General features: G+C 61.3%; 16 protein-coding genes. 13 read left to right on the forward strand and 3 right to left on the reverse strand.

Annotated features, from left to right (window positions below; all coding sequences use genetic code 11):
• Positions 1-2 precede the first annotated feature (2 nt).
• Genes ACR0DO_RS07920 through radC form a run of 8 tightly spaced genes read left to right on the forward strand, consistent with a single transcriptional unit; the run spans position 3 to position 6,196 of the window.
• On the forward strand, positions 3-767 hold the full coding sequence (locus ACR0DO_RS07920) for a thiazole synthase (protein ID WP_480557709.1): 765 nt from the start codon (positions 3-5) through the stop codon (positions 765-767).
• Positions 764-1,360: a thiamine phosphate synthase gene (locus tag ACR0DO_RS07925; RefSeq protein WP_480557711.1), complete on the forward strand. Its 597-nt coding sequence runs from the start codon at positions 764-766 to the stop codon at positions 1,358-1,360. Before ACR0DO_RS07920 ends, ACR0DO_RS07925 begins: the two co-directional genes overlap by 4 nt.
• Positions 1,357-2,322: a ThiF family adenylyltransferase gene (locus ACR0DO_RS07930; RefSeq protein WP_480557713.1), complete on the forward strand. Its 966-nt coding sequence runs from the start codon at positions 1,357-1,359 to the stop codon at positions 2,320-2,322. Before ACR0DO_RS07925 ends, ACR0DO_RS07930 begins: the two co-directional genes overlap by 4 nt.
• A 20-nt stretch (positions 2,323-2,342) precedes the next feature.
• Positions 2,343-3,278, forward strand: a complete 936-nt coding sequence (locus ACR0DO_RS07935; RefSeq protein ID WP_480557715.1) for an ABC transporter substrate-binding protein — start codon at positions 2,343-2,345, stop codon at positions 3,276-3,278.
• Positions 3,275-3,949 (forward strand): thiaminase II, encoded by a 675-nt coding sequence (gene tenA / locus ACR0DO_RS07940; RefSeq protein ID WP_480557717.1) that lies wholly within the window; start codon positions 3,275-3,277, stop codon positions 3,947-3,949. The genes ACR0DO_RS07935 and tenA overlap by 4 nt, the downstream gene beginning before the upstream one ends.
• The gene (locus tag ACR0DO_RS07945; RefSeq protein ID WP_480557719.1) at positions 3,946-4,674 is read left to right on the forward strand and encodes an ABC transporter ATP-binding protein; all 729 of its coding nucleotides are present in this window, start codon (positions 3,946-3,948) and stop codon (positions 4,672-4,674) included. The genes tenA and ACR0DO_RS07945 overlap by 4 nt, the downstream gene beginning before the upstream one ends.
• Positions 4,671-5,405 (forward strand): ABC transporter permease, encoded by a 735-nt coding sequence (locus ACR0DO_RS07950; RefSeq protein WP_480557721.1) that lies wholly within the window; start codon positions 4,671-4,673, stop codon positions 5,403-5,405. The genes ACR0DO_RS07945 and ACR0DO_RS07950 overlap by 4 nt, the downstream gene beginning before the upstream one ends.
• Before the next feature lie 35 nt (positions 5,406-5,440).
• Entirely contained in the window at positions 5,441-6,196 is a 756-nt protein-coding gene (gene radC, locus ACR0DO_RS07955; protein ID WP_480557723.1) for a RadC family protein, read from the forward strand.
• Between the two features lie 4 nt (positions 6,197-6,200).
• Here the strand turns inward: radC and ACR0DO_RS07960 are convergent, their stop codons facing one another.
• The 3 genes from ACR0DO_RS07960 to secA form a co-directional block, all read right to left on the reverse strand.
• Entirely contained in the window at positions 6,201-7,754 is a 1,554-nt protein-coding gene (locus ACR0DO_RS07960; protein WP_480557725.1) for a substrate-binding domain-containing protein, read from the reverse strand.
• Between the two features lie 25 nt (positions 7,755-7,779).
• A complete protein-coding gene (locus tag ACR0DO_RS07965) occupies positions 7,780-8,703 on the reverse strand; it encodes a hypothetical protein (protein WP_480557727.1) in 924 nt (307 codons plus the stop codon).
• 100 nt (positions 8,704-8,803) lie between these two features.
• On the reverse strand, positions 8,804-11,521 hold the full coding sequence (gene secA / locus ACR0DO_RS07970) for a preprotein translocase subunit SecA (protein WP_480557729.1): 2,718 nt from the start codon (positions 11,519-11,521) through the stop codon (positions 8,804-8,806).
• A gap of 176 nt (positions 11,522-11,697) precedes the next feature.
• Here secA and ACR0DO_RS07975 point away from each other — a divergent pair, with 176 nt between their 5' ends.
• The 5 genes from ACR0DO_RS07975 (at position 11,698) to ACR0DO_RS07995 (ending at position 17,894) form a co-directional block, all read left to right on the forward strand.
• Entirely contained in the window at positions 11,698-12,546 is an 849-nt protein-coding gene (locus ACR0DO_RS07975) for a peptidylprolyl isomerase (RefSeq protein WP_480557731.1), read from the forward strand.
• 6 nt (positions 12,547-12,552) lie between these two features.
• On the forward strand, positions 12,553-13,779 hold the full coding sequence (gene argJ, locus ACR0DO_RS07980) for a bifunctional glutamate N-acetyltransferase/amino-acid acetyltransferase ArgJ (RefSeq protein WP_480557733.1): 1,227 nt from the start codon (positions 12,553-12,555) through the stop codon (positions 13,777-13,779).
• A complete protein-coding gene (gene mutT / locus ACR0DO_RS07985; RefSeq protein WP_480557735.1) occupies positions 13,776-14,174 on the forward strand; it encodes an 8-oxo-dGTP diphosphatase MutT in 399 nt (132 codons plus the stop codon). Before argJ ends, mutT begins: the two co-directional genes overlap by 4 nt.
• A gap of 879 nt (positions 14,175-15,053) precedes the next feature.
• Positions 15,054-16,997 carry an AMP-binding protein gene (locus ACR0DO_RS07990; protein ID WP_480558169.1) on the forward strand — a complete coding sequence of 648 codons (1,944 nt, stop codon included), beginning with the start codon at positions 15,054-15,056 and terminating at the stop codon, positions 16,995-16,997.
• Positions 16,998-17,075: 78 nt separating this feature from the next.
• Positions 17,076-17,894 (forward strand): ABC transporter ATP-binding protein, encoded by an 819-nt coding sequence (locus ACR0DO_RS07995; RefSeq protein WP_170444577.1) that lies wholly within the window; start codon positions 17,076-17,078, stop codon positions 17,892-17,894.
• The last annotated feature ends 6 nt before the right edge of the window (positions 17,895-17,900 follow it).

A 17,900-nucleotide genomic window follows, 5' to 3' on the forward strand; every position in this document is an offset into this window, starting at 1 on the left:
AGATGAAGAGTTTCTACGGCACCTCTCTGCCCAACCCCCTGATGCTGGGTACGGCGCAATATCCCAGCCCCGCGACTCTGGAACAGGCGTTTCGGGACAGTGGAGCCGGGGTTGCCACGGTATCACTGCGGCGCGAATCCGGGGCGGGGCAGACATTCTGGCAGATGATCCGCGCATTGGGCGTGCTGGTCCTGCCCAATACCGCCGGGTGTCACACGGTCAAAGAGGCCGTGACCACCGCCCATATGGCGCGGGAGGTGTTCGATACCAAATGGATCAAGCTGGAACTGATCGGCCATACCGACAGCCTGCAGCCGGATGTGTTCCAACTGGTCGAGGCCGCCCGCATTCTGACCGAGGACGGGTTTCAGGTCTTTCCCTACACCACCGATGATCTGATCGTCGGCGAGCGCCTGCTTGAAGCTGGGTGCGAGGTACTGATGCCCTGGGGCGCGCCGATTGGATCGGGACGGGGGCTGAGCAACGAATACGCTCTGCGCGCGATGCGGGCTGAGTTCTCGGACGTGCCGCTGGTGATCGACGCCGGGATCGGTTTGCCCAGCCACGCGGCGCAGGCGATGGAGTTGGGATATGACGCGGTCCTACTGAACACAGCTGTGGCCCGGGCCGGAGACCCCGCAGCCATGGCACGCGCAATGATGCTGGCGATCGAGGCGGGGCAACTGGCCCATCAGGCCGACCCGATTGAGGCACGCGATATGGCCGAACCTTCCACCCCGGTGATCGGAAAGGCGTTCCTGTCATGAGGCTCGACCGGTTCTACCCGATCTTCGGTCATTCGGAGTGGCTGCGCCGGATGCTGCCCTTGGGTGTGCAACTCGTGCAGTTGCGGATCAAGGATCAGCCCGACGCGGTGGTGCGCGACCAGATTGCCCTGTCACGCGATCTGTGCCGCGAACATGGCGCGGTGCTGGTGGTGAATGACTATTGGCAAGACGCTATCGATCTGGGCTGTGACTGGATCCATCTGGGGCAGGAGGATCTGGATGAGGCCGATCTCAAAGTCATCCGCAAGGCAGGGCTTAAGCTGGGTGTTTCCACCCATGACGATGATGAGCTGGAGCGGGTTCTGGCGATGGACCCGGATTATGTGGCGTTGGGTCCGGTCTATCCGACGATCCTGAAAAAGATGAAATGGCACCAGCAGGGCTTGCCCCGGGTCACCGAATGGAAGGCGCGTGTGGGCAATATTCCTCTGGTCGGCATAGGTGGCATGAGCGTCGAACGCGCGCCGGGGGTGCTGCAGGCGGGGGCTGATATCGTCTCGGTCGTCACCGACATTACGCTGAACACCGATCCAGAGGCCCGCGTACGCGAATGGATCGAGGTCACGAGATGAGCCGCTATGCCCGCCAAACCCTGCTGTCTGAGGTCGGGCCCGAGGGGCAGGCACGCCTGTCCTCGGCGCGGGTTCTGGTGGTGGGGGCCGGGGGGCTGGCTGCTCCGGCGCTGCCGCTGCTCACGGGGGCCGGGGTCGGGCAGTTGACGATCATGGACCGCGATGAGGTCGCTCTGTCGAACCTGCACCGGCAGACCTTGTTCACCGAGGCGGATTGCGGCCTGCCCAAAGCCAAAATCGCCGCCGATCGGTGTCGCGCTCTGAATGGTGAGATCGAGGTCATCGGTCAAAAACAGGCTCTAACAAGCGAAAACGCCGCCAGCCTGGTGGCGCAGGCGGATGTGATCCTCGATTGCGCCGACAGCTATGCGGCCAGCTATATCCTTTCGGATACCTGTCTGGCGCAGGGCAAACCGCTGATCAGCGCCTCGGTGCTGGGCCTGTCGGGTTACGTCGGCGGGTTCTGTTGCGGGGCTCCGTCCCTGCGCGCCTTGTTTCCTGATGCCCCGGACAGTGCAGCAAGTTGTGCGACCGCAGGGGTACTTGGCCCCGTGGTCGGAACGATCGGAGCGATACAGGCGCAGATGGCGCTGAATCTGATCTTGGGCATCGACCCGTCACCTCTGGGTCAAATGGTGCGCTATGATGGCCGCACCTTGCGCAGCAGCAGTTTCCGCTTTGACGACGCGCCCGAGCCGAGCACCTGTTTTCGTTTTCTCTCTGCCACCCAACTGACGGCGGATGACCAGATTGTCGAACTGCGCAGCGCCGATGAAGCGCCTATTCCTGCGCACCCCAGTGCGGTGCGAATCTCACCTGATAGGCTGCAAGAAATAGACCCTAACAAAGACAAAAGACTGGCGCTCTGCTGCGCCACCGGCCTGCGTGCATGGCGCGCAGCGGAAAAAATTCAACCGGATTGGCCGGGCGAGATTGTCCTCGTCGCGGCCTCAACCTCGTGAGTGAAAAGGAAACGCGAGACATGAAGAAACTGATCACAGCCATTGCCCTGCTGGCCGCCGCGCCCGCCTGGGCTGAGGATAAGATGACCGTTCTGCTGGACTGGTTCATAAACCCCGACCACGGCCCCATCATCGTGGCGCAGGAAAACGGGTATTTCGCTGATGAAGGGCTTGAGGTCGAAATCATCCCGCCCGCTGACCCCTCGGCCCCGCCGCGTCTGGTGGCTGCCGGTCAGGCGGATCTGGCCGTGTCTTATCAGCCTCAACTGCACCTGCAGATCCACGAAGGCCTGCCTCTGAAACGTGTCGGCACGCTGGTTGCCACCCCGCTGAACTGCCTGCTGGTGCTTGAGGATGGCCCGATCGAAACGCTGGCCGACCTCAAGGACAAGAAGGTCGGGTTCTCGGTCGCTGGTGTGGAAGAGGCGGTTCTGTCCGCGATGCTGAACACCCATGATGTGGCGCTGGACGATATCGAGATGATCAACGTGAACTTCTCGCTGTCGCCGTCGCTGATGAGCGGTCAGGTGGATGCGGTGATCGGGGCTTTCCGCAACTTTGAACTGAACCAGATGGATATCGAGGGCGTCGCGGGCCGGTGTTTCTATATCGAGGAAGAAGGCGTGCCGCCTTATGATGAGCTGATCTATGTCGCCAACCCTGAAACGATGGATGCCGACAAGGTCGCCCGTTTTCTGGCCGCGACGGAAAAGGCGACCCAGTTCATCGTCAACAACCCGGAAAAAAGCTGGGAGATTTTCGCCGCTACCTCGCCGGAATTGCAGGATGAGTTGAACGCCCGCGCCTGGGTCGACACGCTGCCCCGCTTTGCCCTGCGTCCGGCGGGTTTTGATGCGGGTCGCTATGCCCGGTTCGAGGCGTTCCTGAAAGACAGCGGCATGATCGACAGCATCAACCCAGTCAGCGACATCACAATCGACGTGACCGTGCAATGAGCGCATACGGCAAAGCGTTCACGCTGATGCGGGATGCGGCGCAGGGGCCGTGGCGGGAGTACACCCGCCACGCCTTTGTCGAAGGGATGAAGGACGGCACCCTGCCGCGTGCGGCGTTTCTGCACTATCTGCGGCAGGATTATGTGTTCCTGATCCACTTTTCGCGCGCTTGGGCGTTGGCGGTGGTCAAGTCCGAAACCCATTCCGAGATGCTGACTGCGGTTGCGACCGTCAACGCATTGGTGGCTGAAGAAATGCAGCTGCATATCGGGATTTGCGAGGCCGAAGGCATCTCGGGCGAAGAGCTGTTCGCGACCAGGGAACGGGCCGAGAATCTGGCCTATACCCGCTTTGTGCTCGAGGCCGGGTATAGCGGCGATCTGCTGGATCTGTTGGCCGCGCTGGCGCCTTGCGTGATGGGGTATGGTGAGATTGGCGCTCGGCTGGCGTCCGAGGCCACGTCTGACACCTATCGCGACTGGATCAGCACCTATGCCAGCCCTGACTACCAGGCGGCGTGTCTGGCGGTCGGAGAAATGCTTGATGTAGCTCTAACACGGCGTATTGGTGCAGGTTTTGAGACATCACCGCGTTGGCAGCGCCTGTGCCAAACCTTCCGCACCGCGACCGAACTTGAGGTCAATTTCTGGCAGATGGGCCTGACCCCATGACCCCGGCACCCGGCCTGACAATCAGCGGATCGGCCAGCATTGATGGCACACCGCTGTTTGCGCCGCTGTCCCTAACGCTTGGCGCGGGGCAATGGACCTGCCTGCTGGGTGGCTCAGGTGTTGGGAAAACCACCGTTCTGCGCCTGATCGCGGGGCTGGATGCGGGGGCTGAGTTCACTGGCCAAATCACCGCCGGCGATGGTCAACCGGTGACCCAGCGTGTCGCTTACATGGCGCAGGACGATCTGCTGTTGCCCTGGGCGACCGTTGCGCAGAATGTTTTGCTGGGCGCGCGATTGCGGGGTGAAAAATCGGATCTTGCCCGCCGCGACCGCCTGATCGAACGGATGCGCCTGCGAGACCATCTGACCAAGAAACCCGGCGAATTGTCCGGCGGTCAGCGGCAGCGCGTCGCCTTGGCCCGGACGCTGATGGAAGATCGCCCTATCGTGTTGCTGGACGAACCGTTTTCGGCCCTCGACGCCCGCACCCGCGCCGACATGCAGGATCTGGCGGCTGAGGCTTTGCAGGGCCGCACCGTTCTGCTGGTCACCCATGACCCGGCCGAGGCCGCCCGGCTGGGTCAGTCCATCGTGGTGATGACGCAACACGGCCTGACCCCCTGTCAGCCTCCTGCTGCGCCTGCCCCGCGTAAGGTGGATGACCTTGGGTCACTGGAGACCCAAGGCGCGCTGCTGCGGTTGCTGCGAGAGGAGGCGGCGTGAAATACCTCTCGGCTCTCGCCGCGACCCTGTTCGCATTGGCGGTCTGGCAGGCGATTGTCTCTCTGACCGGCCTTCCGAAATTCATCCTACCCGGACCCGCCTTGGTGGCGGAGACATGGTGGCAGAACCGCTGGCTGATTGCCGAACACACGTGGATCACCGCGATTGAAGTAGTGGTCGGGCTGGCCTGCGGCACGGTTCTTGGAGTTGTCACCGCGCTGCAACTGGCCAATTCGCGTGCCGCGAGAGTTCTGGTGCAGCCGATGCTGGTGTTCACGCAGGCGCTGCCGGTTTTTGCGCTGGCGCCGCTGCTGACACTGTGGCTGGGCTATGGGCTGTGGTCCAAGGTCGCGATGGCGGTGCTGATCATCTATTTCCCGATCACCTCATCCTTTTTTGATGGCTTGATGCGGACGCCAGCGGGTTATCTGGATTTGGCGCGCACCATGCAGGCCAGCCCGCGCGCGGTGTTGTGGCATATCCGGATACCGGCGGCTTTGCCCTCACTGGCGTCGGGGATGCGTCTGGCGGCGGTTTACGCGCCGATCGGGGCGGTGATCGGCGAATGGGTCGGGTCCTCGCAGGGGTTGGGGTATCTCATGCTGCTGGCCAATGGCCGGGCCAAGACCGATCTGATGTTTGCGGCGATGCTGACGCTGGGAGTGTTCTCGGTCTTGCTGCACATGCTTGTCCGCCGCGCCACGGCCCGCATGGCGGGTGAGGCGCGTTAACCTTTCAGAAACCGATTCTGCGCCAGTCTTGGGCCATGACCCAGGACGCCTTTGCCGAAGCCCCGACGCTGTTTGAAACTGACGAAGCCCCGGTGCAGCCGCTGCCATCGGGGCGGTTGCCGTCCTACATCAAGGATCATCGCAAACGGCTGCGCGAAAGGTTCATGTCCGGTGGCTCGGCGGCGATGCCGGATTATGAGCTGTTGGAGCTGGTCCTGTTCCGGTCCATCCCCCGGCAGGACGTCAAACCGCTGGCGCGGGCGCTGATGGACACGTTCGGCGATTTCAACCGCGTGCTGACCGCGCCCGAGGAACGGCTGCGCCAGATCAAGGGTGTTGGCGATACGGTGATCACCGACCTGAAAATCCTTGAGGCCTGCGCCCACCGCATGGCCCGCGCGCGGGTGATGCAGCGGCACGTGATCTCGGGCTGGGATGCTTTGCTGGATTATTGCCACACCACCATGGCGCACCGTGAAACCGAGCAGTTCCGGGTGTTCTATCTGGATCGCAAGAACGTACTGATCGCGGATGAGGAACAGGCCAAGGGCACCGTCGATCACGTGCCGGTCTACCCGCGTGAGGTGGCGAAACGGGCGCTGGAACTGAATGCCTCGGCGCTTATTCTGGTGCACAATCACCCGTCCGGCGATCCGACCCCGTCACAGTCTGATATCGACATGACCAACCGGATTCAGGACGCCTGTCTGGCGCTGGGCCTGACGTTGCACGATCACCTGATCATCGGCAAATCGAATGAGCTGAGCTTTCGGTCCGAAGGGTATCTGTAGCGGGTTACCGGACCCAGACCTCGACCCGGCGATTGACCTTGCGGCCCCAATCGGTGTCGTCGCAGGCCATCGGCATAGCCTCGCCAAACCCGTCAACGTCAAGCTTAATGCTGCCGGGGATCGCGGTTTCCACCGCCGCCAGCACCGCATTGCGCACCGTTTTTGCCCGCAGCAGCGCAATCCGCGCATTGGCTGCTGCGTCACCGTCGCCGTCGCTGAAACCGACAAAGACCAGTTGGCGCGCATCGAGCGTTCCCGCTTCAAGCTGCTGGGCCAGGTGCTGGATGTTCGACCGCGATTGCGCGTCCGGCCGCGAGGACCCGGCCTCGAACCGGAAAGACAGCGACAGGCGGGACAATGGCCGCAATGTGGTGACCATGCGTTGGAGTTCTTCCAGCCCGACCTCGGCACCGCCTGAAGCCACGGCATTTGCAAACCGGTTTCCCTGTAGCTCGATGGGCATCCTTTCGGGCGCCTGATCGACAAAGCCCGCGTCGCGGATTGCCATCTGGGCGTCAGCGCTTTGGGTATAGGCCAGGAACTGACGGGCGATGCGGGGCAGGCGGCGATCAGGCAGATACAGGAACATGGGCGAGGTCAGCGGGTAATCCTCGGTCTTGATTGTTTGCCGTGTGGCCATCAGCGCATGGCCGCACCCCCCGGCCAACGGCAGGGCGCGGGCTGTTTCGACCTCGGCCTCGCTGGCGATGCCGATGGCAAAGGGGTCATCGACCACGGCGCGGACCAGATCGCTGCCGCGCGCATGTCGCAGGACGGCGTCTGGCAAGGCGGCTGCGGGCGTCAGCAACCGATCCTCGACCCCTTGCGCCAGCCCCGACCCGGCATCGGGCAGGTGCAGCGCAATTGGCGCGTCCGGTCCGCCCAGGGCGGACCAGTTGTCGATCTCACCGGACAGCACCAGCGCCAGATCGGACAGGGAAATATACGGCACCGGGTTTTTGGGTGCCACAATGGGAACCAGCGCATCCAAGGCAACAACCCGAGACCGGCGCGCCTGGGTCAGATCGCCCAAACCGGCGGCCTCGGCAGCCTCTTGTTCCGACGGGCGGATTTCGCGCAGGGCCATCACGATATCGGTTTGCCCTGCGATCAGGTTGGTAAAACCGCCACCTGTGTTGCCAATGTCGAAAAAGAACCGCCCCAGCGGGGCTTTGCGCCCGGGCTGGTGCAGCTCATAAACCAGTGTGTTGTTTTGGGTCACGAGGGCGGTCGCGGACAGCCCCTCCTGTTCCGCAAAGCCCATCAGCAGGGCGGGCAGCACCTTTTGGGCCATGACCGATGACCCGGAAAACCGCAGCTCGGCCACGAAATCGGTCAGGTTGGGGCAGGCGGGTCCGTCGCAGGTCACGCCGGAGCCGTCCACGGTCAGTTCGCCGAATTGCGTGTCGATGCGGTAGAACTCACCGTCGAACCCCAGAAGGGTCCCGGCCACCTCGACTTTGCCGTCATGAGAGGTGAGCGTGATGTCCTGCGCCTGAACGGCCGGGGCCAATAGCGCCGAAAACAGTGCGGCTGCCGCCACACGAAGGAATGTCATTGGAAGTTCGAGCCTGCCTGCGGGTTTAGTTTGCCGCGATTGTCAGGTTTTGGAGCAGATTATTCAACACCAGAAACTCTCCGGTTTTGGAACAATCCGGAAAGCTGAGTGTCAGGTCGCGTGAGCGCAGGCTTCGGTCATATTGCAATTCCATCGACTGCACGCTCAGGTCCTGGCCGCAATTGGCCTCGGTCACTTCGGCCTCGACCGTCAATGCGATCGACCCCGACTGGTGCGATTGTGCCGCGGGAAAGGAATAGACCTCGATGTTGCGGGCATCTTGGAGCGTGGGCTGGGACAGATGCACGACGCTGCCCGCGCCTTGCGTGCCTGACCCGGCAGAAACATGACCCGCGTCGCCATAGCCGGCGCCGAATTCCAGCGCATGTAGCTGCAACTCGGTCTCACCCTGCCATTGCAGGGCGACGCGGGAATACTGGCCGATGTCGGGAATGTGAGTGGTGGCTACGGTCCCTTTCTTATCGTCAAGCGAGATCAGAAAGATCGCGTATTCCGACAGGGCCGGTATGGTCAGATCCAATGTGCCGTTTGCGTCCGTCTCTTGCGTGACGGTCAGGCCGCTGTGATGCACCTCGATCCGTTCATTGCCGTGGCAGGGGGCTTTGACGATCAGGCGGGCGGCGGCACCGGGGACGGCACGAGCCCGGGCGCTGAGACCACAATCGGCGCGGTCAGAGGGGGTTGACCGGTTGGGTTTGAGCCTGCGTTGCGTCGATGACGTGATCTGGTGTGTTCCCGTGGTGGGGGTCGAGGAGGTCAGGACAATACCCTCCAGCCCGGACACACCTGCGTTCGGGGCGGCGGCCGCAATTTCAGCGTCCTGCGAACCGTTCAGTCCCGCAGGAATTCCGTTTTGCATCAGGTAACCAATCGCCAGCGCACAAACGACTGTGCCGCCGGTGGTCACGTAGTTCTTAATTACAAACAAGACACCCTCCCCAGTTGAAGGAGCGAGTCGCATATTGATTAAGAAACACGGCCAATATGTGGCCGTGACAGGGACTCAATGTGTCTGCAATCGGGTGACGTTAGGTCAGACGCCCGTGGCAATGTTTGAACTTTTTGCCCGACCCGCAGGGGCACCGGTCATTGCGCGACGGGTTGCCCCAGGTGCTGGGATCGTCCTCGACAAAACCGGGGCGGGCATCGCCCGAGGCTTCGGCCTCGGCCACCGCCTCGGCGCGGTCCGAGGCCTGATCGACCGCCTGTTGCGCCTGTGCCTGCTGTGCCGCCATCTGCGCCAGCATTTCCTTTTGCTCTTCCTCGGTCAGCGGACGCACGCGCGACAATTGCTGGGTCACGGTTTCGCGCAGGCCGTCGAGCATTCCTTCGAACAGCTGGAAGCTTTCGTTCTTGTATTCGTTCAGCGGATCGCGCTGCGCGTAGCCGCGGAAACCCACGACCGAACGCAGATGTTCCAGCGTCAGCAGGTGCTCGCGCCACTTGCTGTCGATGGTGTTCAGCAGCACCTGCTTTTCGATGTTGCGCATGTTTTCGGGGCCAAAGGCGGCGGCCTTCTGCGCCATCATCTCGTCGGCGGCGTTGATCAGGCGTTCGCGCACCTGTTCGTCATCCACACCTTCCTCGGCGGCCCAGTCCTGAACCGGGGCGTCAATGGTCAGTTTGTCCTTGATCGCCTCGTGCAGGCCGTCGGTGTCCCACTGATCGGCATAGGATTTGGGCGGCATGTATTCGTCGATCAGGTCGTCGATCACCTGCTCGCGCATGTCCGAGACGATCTCGGACAGGTCATCCGAGGACATGATCTCGCGCCGCTGGCTGAAGACAACCTTCCGCTGGTCGTTCATCACGTCGTCGAATTTCAGAACGTTCTTGCGCATGTCGAAGTTGCGGCCTTCGACCTTGGATTGCGCCCGTTCCAGCGACTTGTTGACCCAGGGGTGGACGATGGCCTCGCCCTCTTTCATGCCCAGAGTGGTCAGAACCTTGTCCAGCCGTTCCGAACCGAAGATGCGCATCAGGTCGTCTTCGAGGCTGAGGTAGAACACCGTGCGCCCCGGATCGCCCTGACGGCCCGAGCGGCCACGCAACTGGTTGTCGATACGGCGGCTTTCGTGGCGTTCGGACGCCATCACATACAGGCCACCGGCGGCCAGAACCTTTTCCTTCTCTGCCGCGTGGTTGGCTTCTTCCGCGGCACGCAGTTCCGAGGGATCAGCCTCGGGGTTTTCAGCCAGCGCCTTCAGCACCTTCATTTCCACATTGCCGCCCAGCTGAATGTCGGTGCCGCGACCGGCCATGTTGGTGGCGATGGTCACCGCGCCCAGACGGCCCGCATCGGCAACGATCTGCGCCTCTTGCTCGTGCTGGCGGGCGTTCAGGACATTGTGGGCGATACCTTCCTTTTGCAGCAGCTGGCTGAGCAGTTCGGATTTCTCGATCGACGTGGTGCCCAGCAGGACCGGCTGGCCCTTTTCCTGTGCTTCCTTGGTCTGTTCAATCATCGCGCCGTATTTCTCGGCGCCGGTGCGATAGACCTGATCGTCCTCGTCCACCCGGGCGATTGGCTTGTTGGTCGGAACCTCGACCACGCCCAGACCGTAGATCTCGGCAAACTCCTCGGCCTCGGTCAGGGCGGTACCGGTCATGCCGCTCAGCTTGTCATAGAGGCGGAAATAGTTCTGGAAGGTCACGCTGGCCAGCGTCACGTTCTCGGGCTGGATCTGGACGCCTTCCTTGGCTTCGATGGCCTGGTGCAGGCCTTCCGACAGGCGGCGACCCGGCATCATGCGGCCGGTGAATTCGTCGATCAGTACGACATTGCCGTCACGCACGATGTAATCCTTGTCGCGCGTGAACAGTTTGTGCGCGCGCAGACCCTGGTTCACGTGGTGCACGACCGTGGTGCTTTCGGGATCATAGAGCGAATGGCCTTCGGGGATCAGGCCGGCGGCCATCAGCTGCTGTTCCAGAAACTCGTTGCCCTCGTCGGTGAAGGTCACGTTGCGGGATTTCTCATCCAGCGAGTAGTGATCGTCGCTCAGCGAGGGGATCAGCCCGTCGATGGCGGTATACAGGTCCGACCGGTCCTGCGACGGCCCCGAGATGATCAGCGGCGTACGCGCCTCGTCGATTAGGATCGAATCCACCTCGTCCACAATCGCGAAATTGTGGTACTTCTGATAGACCTGCTCCAGATCGGCCTTCATGTTGTCGCGCAGGTAGTCGAACCCCAGCTCGTTATTGGTGGCATAGGTGATGTCGCATTTATAGGCGGCCATCTTCTCGGCATCCGGCTGGCCCGACCAGATCACTCCGGTGGTCATGCCGACGGCGGCAAACACCTTGCCCATCCATTCCGAGTCGCGTTTGGCCAGGTATTCGTTCACCGTGACCACATGCACGCCCTTGCCGGTCAGCGCATTCAGATAGGCGGGGAAGGTGGCGACCAGCGTCTTGCCCTCACCGGTCTTCATCTCCGAGATATTGCCCTGATGCAGGAAGGTGCCGCCCATCAGCTGCACGTCAAAGGCGCGCAGACCCAGCGCGCGCTTGGCGCCTTCGCGGACGTTGGCAAAGGCTTCGGGCAGCAGCGCGTCCAGGCTTTCACCGTCCAGCGCGCGTTTGCGCAGTTCTGCGGTCTTTTCGATCAGGCCCTCATCGGACAGCTTCTCGAACTCGGGTTCCAGCGCGTTGATCTTTTCGATCAGGGGGCGGGTCGCCTTGATCTTGCGGTCGTTCGGTGTTCCGAACACCTTTTTGGCGAGCGTTCCGAGTCCCAGCATGTTCACTCCAGCGGATCTGTTCTTATCGTGGTTGCGACAGGCTTGCCCACCTTGCGCGCAACCCATAGATACGGGGGGTGAAAGGTGGCCCTGTCCAAGGCTTCAAAGCGATGTAAGCGGCAGGTCCCAGAGTGTCAACGCCACGCCCTGTCGCGGCAAAGAAATAGGATGATTCCATGCCCAAAGGCCTCACTTTTCTGCCATCGCTGGCGCTTGCTGCGGTGATGGCCCTGCCATTGGCGGCTGAAACCAAACCCGACGCCGGCACTGTCATCGCGCGTGTGAACGGGGATGAGATCACATTGGGTCACGTCATTGCCACCGGGGCTGCCCTGCCCGAGCAGTACCAACAGATCGAAGACGACGTCCTGTACGAGCTGATCGTCGACCAGCTGATCCAGCAGGTGCTGCTGGGCCAGCAGCAGGACGCCTTGTCCAAGCTGAACACACTGGCGCTGGACAATGAGACGCGCTCGCTGCTGGCGGTTCAGACGGTGAATACGCTGCTCGAGGAAAAGCTGACGGATGACGCGATCCAGGCGGCCTATGACGCGAAATATGCCGATTTCCAGGGCGCGGATGAATTCAACGCCAGCCACATCCTTGTGAAAACCGAAGAAGAGGCCAAGGACATCAAGGCGCAGTTGGACGACGGCGCCGATTTCGCCGAGCTGGCCAAGGAAAAATCGACCGGCCCGTCAGGCCCCAATGGGGGTGAGCTGGGCTGGTTCGGATCGGGCCAGATGGTTCCGGCTTTTGAGGCGGCCGTGATCGGCCTGGAAAAAGGTCAGGTGTCCGAGCCGGTGAAAACCCAGTTCGGCTGGCATGTGATCACCCTGAACGACAAGCGCAAATCCGAGGCGCCCGAGCTGGATCAGGTCCGCGCCGAGCTGACCCAGACCTTGCAGCAAGAGGTCATTCAGGCCCGCATCGACGAACTGACTCAGCAGGCCGAGATCGAGCGCCCGGCACTGGAAGGCGCTGGCCCCGAAGTTCTGCGTCAGACTGACCTGATTCAGGAGTAAACGCCCGTGGCCACGATCACCAAGGTCTCTCCGCTGGCCCCGGCGGGCTTTCCCGAATTGCCTGCAATTGACGGTGTGCGCTTTGCCACCGTCGAGGCGGGTGTGCGCTATCAGGGCCGCACCGACGTCATGCTGGCCGTGCTGGACCCCGGCACCTCGGTCGCCGGGGTGTTCACCCGGTCCGCCACCCGCGCGGCCCCGGTGCTGGATTGTCAGGACAAGATCGGCGGACCCAGCGATGGGCCTGCGGCGGTCCTTGTGAACTCGGGCAATGCCAACGCGTTCACCGGGCATTACGGTCAGACCTCGGTGGCCGAGGTGACGCAGGCCGTGTCGACAGCCACCGGCGTTCCGGTCGAGCGGGTCTTTACCTCTTCGACTGGCGTGATCGGTGAACCGCTGCCGCATGAGCGTATCGTTGCGCAGCTTGAGGCGCTGAAATCGGGCCTCAGCCGTCATGCCATCGAAGACGCGGCGCGGGCGATCATGACCACCGATACGTTCCCTAAAGGGGCATCGGCACAGGTCGAGATTGACGGCAAAACAGTCTCTATTGCGGGGATTGCGAAGGGGTCCGGCATGATCGCGCCCGATATGGCGACAATGCTGGTCTATATCTTCACCGATGCGCAGGTCGAACAATCGGCATTGCAGGCGATGCTGGGGGCCCAGACCGACCGGACCTTCAACTGCATCACCGTGGACAGCGACACCTCGACCTCTGACAGCTTGTTGCTGTGTGCCACCGGCGCGTCGGGCGTGGACGCCACAGGCAACGCGGCTTTTGCCGAGGCGTTGGAGGCTGTGATGCTGGACCTCGCGCAGCAGGTGGTGCGCGACGGGGAAGGCGCTACGAAATTCGTGGAAATCCGCGTGACCGGGGCCGCCTCGGACGCTGACGCCAAGGTGCATGGTCTGGCGATTGCGAACTCGCCGCTGGTGAAAACGGCAATTGCGGGCGAAGACCCGAACTGGGGCCGCGTTGTGATGGCCATCGGCAAATCCGGCGCTGCGGCGGACCGGGATCTGCTGAGCATCTCTTTCGGAAACATCCTTGTGGCCGAGAAAGGCTGGGTCAGCCCCGATTACCGCGAGGAAGACGCCGCCGCTTATATGAAAGGTCAGGATCTGGTGATCACCGTCGATCTGGGGCTGGGAGCGGGCAAGTCCACAGTTTGGACCTGTGACCTCACCCATGGATATATCGAGATCAACGCGGATTATCGCTCGTGAAAACTATCCTTGTTTCTGCCGTTGCCCTGATCGATATCGAGGGCAGGGTCCTGTTGGCGCAGCGCCCCGAGGGCAAGTCGATGGCCGGTCTTTGGGAATTCCCCGGCGGCAAAATCGAACCCGGCGAAACCCCCGAGGTCGCGCTGATCCGCGAATTGCATGAGGAACTGGGCATCGACACCTGGGCCTCGTGCCTCGCCCCGCTGACCTTTGCCAGCCACAGCTATGATGATTTTCACCTGTTGATGCCACTGTTTGCTTGTCGCAAGTGGGAGGGTATTCCGCAGTCGAAGGAAGGTCAGGCGCTGAAATGGGTGCGGGCGAACGATCTGCGCAGCTATCCGATGCCTGCGGCCGATGTGCCGCTGATCCCAATATTGCGCGACTGGCTGTAACATTCTGCTGCCTAGTTTAGAATCTTTGGCGCACAGTTCTCGTCGGACCAGCTCACTGAGTTTCCAGAACCCATCCGGGGCAGTTGGCCGCTGTTCAAGGTAGAACAGGTCCATGCGTCGATGGCTCTGCTGTTCACGGCGGATATGTTAACGCAACATGAACAATGTGTTCCCATTGGGTTCAGTGTTGATGATGCAAGCTCGAACCGCTCATCGAGAGTCGAATTGAAGTATATGCGCAGACGCGCCGGTTCTCACAAATTTGGTCAAAGGACCGGGCGGGGTGGGATTTAGCCGTTTAAACGGTGCCAATCGGAGTGGGGTTACTATGAAACACGACGTGGGTTCAGCCGACAACGCAATGCAAGAAAAGTGGGCCAAATGGAGTATGCAACCCAAAAAACAGCGACATAACATCGGGTACTACGCGTCTGTACTTGTCGTCGCAGTGTCGGCATTCGTTGTAGTTGGTTTCCATCAATATCTGATTTTCTGAGACCTTTTTAATCTGACGAATCGTGTTAGGCCGCCGGCCTGAAAAAGGTAACAAAGCGGCTTTTCGGGTCTGAGTGCCACGTGCCCTTGGATTTGATGAATAGCACGCAGGCCCAGGCAACCCGTCGTTTCGCGTTTAAACAGGATTGGGTTTGGCGGTGCTTTCGTGCAGTAAGATCGGGCTGAACATTTGCCGAGTCAGGGCTGTTACAATTCGTAAGAATTGAGAAAACATCAGGAAAAAGTTGACGCTGATCTTTCTCGCGTCCCTTATCGGGGCGTTGGCGTTCGGGCCTTTGACCCGGACCCGCCATTTCCGGCCCGGGGAGGGGCCGGATGGGGAGGAGAGAGAGATTGGCTCAGACGCAGTCGGGCGCGGACGGGATGGCTTCCCTTCCGGCGCTGCTACATCGCAATGCGACACAGTTCGGGGATGTCCCGGCCTATCGGGAAAAGGAATTCGGCATCTGGCAATGCTGGACCTGGGCGGAAACCGCTGCCGAGGTCCGCGCGCTGGCGCTTGGTTTCCTCGAGATCGGCGTTGAAAAGGGCGATCATATTGCCGTGATCGGCCGCAACCGTCCTGCGCATTACTGGTCGATGGTCGCGGCGCAGATGGTGGGCGCGGTGCCGGTGCCTCTGTATCAGGATTCGGTGGCCGAAGAGATGGCTTATGTGCTGGAGCATTGCGGCGCGAAATACGTCGTCTGCGGTGATCAGGAGCAGGTCGACAAGGTCATCGAGATTCAGGAAAACCTGCATCAGGTCAAACACATCTTCTATACCGACAAGCGCGGGATGCGGAAATACGACCATTCCCAGATGAACGCGCTGGAAGACATCATGGCCGAGGGCCGCGCGGGTCATCAGCGGTTCGATGCGGAACTGGACAAGCGGACCGCTGCGATCACCTATGACGATACCTGCGTGATGCTTTACACCTCGGGCACCACGGGCAAGCCCAAGGGTGTGGTTCTGTCGAACCGCAACGTGATCGAAAGCGCCAAGAACTCGGCCGAATTCGATCACCTGACCCGGAATGAGGACATCCTGTCTTACCTGCCGATGGCCTGGGTCGGGGATTTCATCTTTTCCATCGGACAGGCCTACTGGTGCGGTTTCTGCGTGAACTGCCCCGAAAGCGCCGATACGATGATGACTGACCTGCGCGAGATCGGACCGACTTATTTCTTCGCCCCGCCGCGGGTGTTCGAGACTCAGCTGACCAACGTCATGATCCGGATGGAGGATGCGGGTAAGTTCAAGCGGCGCATGTTCCATCACTTCATGGCGCACGCCAAGAAGGTCGGTGGCCTGCTGTTGGACGGCAAGCCGGTGGGTTTCGGCGACAAGCTGAAATACGCGCTGGGCAATCTGCTGGTCTACGGTCCGCTCAAGGATACGCTGGGTTATGGCCGGTTCCGCGTGGGGTATACAGCGGGTGAGGCCATCGGGCCGGAGATCTTTGATTTCTATCGCTCGCTGGGCATCAACCTGAAGCAGCTTTACGGTCAGACCGAAGCCACCGTGTTTATTACCGTTCAACCTGATGGTGAGGTGCGCGCCGATACGGTTGGTGTGCCCGCGCCGGCGGTTGAATTGAAAATCGACGACAATGGCGAGATCCACTACCGCTCGCCCGGTGTGTTCGTCGAGTATTACAACAACCCGGACTCGACAGCCTCGACCAAGGATGCCGAGGGCTGGGTGGCCACCGGGGATGCCGGGTTCATCGAGGAAGGCTCGGGTCATTTGCGGATCATCGACCGCGCCAAGGACGTGGGCAAGATGGCCGATGGGTCGATGTTCGCGCCGAAATATGTCGAGAACAAGCTGAAATTCTATCCCGATATTCTTGAGGTCGTGCTGTTCGGCAGTGGCCGGGATCATTGCGTGGCCTTCATCAATATCGACCTGACCGCGGTGGGTAACTGGGCGGAACGCAACAACGTGGCCTACGCGTCCTATCAGGAACTGGCGGGACATCCGCGTGTGTTGGAGACGATCAAGTCCCACGTGGAAGAAGTGAACAAGTCCGTTGCCGCCGATGAAATGCTGTCGGGCTGTCAGGTGCATCGCTTTGTCGTACTGCACAAGGAACTGGACGCCGATGATGGTGAGATGACGCGTACGCGGAAGGTGCGGCGTGGGTTCGTCGAGGAGAAATTCAGCGACATCATCGCGGCACTGTATGACGGGTCCGAAACTGTCTCGACCACGACCGAGGTGACCTATGAGGACGGCCGCAAGGGGTCGATCTCGGCGACGCTGGAGATTGTGGACGCGCCGGTTGTGCCGGTCGCTCAGCACAAGGTGGCGGCGGAATGAAGGCCGGTCGCGCGCCGCTCGACCTGCGGTCATCGCCCCGCCCGCCGTCCCGTGTTTGCATAAGTCAGGGAGAGGCTGATGCTGGATAGTACCGAAGGATATGTCACCGAAGACGGCCGCAAAATCGGCGGTGTGGTGATGGAGATGAAGAACATCACCCTGCGCTTTGGCGGTGTGGTGGCGATCAAGGATATCTCGTTCGACATTCGCGAGGGCGAAATCCGCGCCATCATCGGGCCGAACGGGGCGGGCAAGTCCTCGATGCTGAACGTGATCTCGGGATTCTATGTCCCGCAAGAGGGCGAGGTCTGGTTTCATGGGTCAAAGCGCCCGCCGATGCGCCCTTATGAGGTGGCGCGGCAGGGCATTGCGCGGACGTTCCAGAATATCGCCCTGTTCGAAGGCATGAGCGTGCTGGACAACGTCATGACCGGGCGGCTGAACTACATGAAGACCAACATGTTTCAGCAGGCCTGGTGGAAGGGCAAAGCCGAGGCGGAAGAGGTGGAAAACCGCGAAGCCGTCGAAAAGATCATCGACTTTCTGGAAATCCAGCACATCCGCAAGACGCCGGTCTCGCGCCTACCTTACGGGTTGAAAAAGCGGGTCGAACTTGCACGCGCTCTGGCGGCCGAACCCAAGCTGCTGCTGTTGGATGAACCGATGGCTGGCATGAACGTCGAAGAGAAAGAGGACATGAGCCGCTTTATCCTTGATGTGAATGACGAGTTCGGCACCACCATCGCCCTGATCGAACACGATATGGGCGTGGTCATGGACCTGAGCGACCGGGTGGTCGTGATGGATTACGGCAAGAAGATCGGCGACGGCACCCCCGACGAGGTGCGCAGCAATCAGGACGTGATCGACGCCTATCTGGGGGTCAGTCATGACTGAGCATCG

This window comes from Ruegeria sp. AM9 (assembly GCF_056540565.1).

Coding starts and splice junctions, on each gene's coding strand:
- ACR0DO_RS07975 (WP_480557731.1), top strand. CDS start 11,698: ATGCCCAAAGGCCTCACTTTTCTGCCATCGCTGGCGCTTGCTGCGGTG.
- ACR0DO_RS07995 (WP_170444577.1), top strand. CDS start 17,076: ATGCTGGATAGTACCGAAGGATATGTCACCGAAGACGGCCGCAAAATC.
- tenA (WP_480557717.1), top strand. CDS start 3,275: ATGAGCGCATACGGCAAAGCGTTCACGCTGATGCGGGATGCGGCGCAG.
- ACR0DO_RS07930 (WP_480557713.1), top strand. CDS start 1,357: ATGAGCCGCTATGCCCGCCAAACCCTGCTGTCTGAGGTCGGGCCCGAG.
- secA (WP_480557729.1), bottom strand. CDS start 11,521: ATGCTGGGACTCGGAACGCTCGCCAAAAAGGTGTTCGGAACACCGAAC.
- ACR0DO_RS07945 (WP_480557719.1), top strand. CDS start 3,946: ATGACCCCGGCACCCGGCCTGACAATCAGCGGATCGGCCAGCATTGAT.
- radC (WP_480557723.1), top strand. CDS start 5,441: ATGACCCAGGACGCCTTTGCCGAAGCCCCGACGCTGTTTGAAACTGAC.
- ACR0DO_RS07990 (WP_480558169.1), top strand. CDS start 15,054: ATGGCTTCCCTTCCGGCGCTGCTACATCGCAATGCGACACAGTTCGGG.
- ACR0DO_RS07920 (WP_480557709.1), top strand. CDS start 3: ATGAAGAGTTTCTACGGCACCTCTCTGCCCAACCCCCTGATGCTGGGT.
- ACR0DO_RS07960 (WP_480557725.1), bottom strand. CDS start 7,754: ATGACATTCCTTCGTGTGGCGGCAGCCGCACTGTTTTCGGCGCTATTG.
- ACR0DO_RS07935 (WP_480557715.1), top strand. CDS start 2,343: ATGAAGAAACTGATCACAGCCATTGCCCTGCTGGCCGCCGCGCCCGCC.
- ACR0DO_RS07925 (WP_480557711.1), top strand. CDS start 764: ATGAGGCTCGACCGGTTCTACCCGATCTTCGGTCATTCGGAGTGGCTG.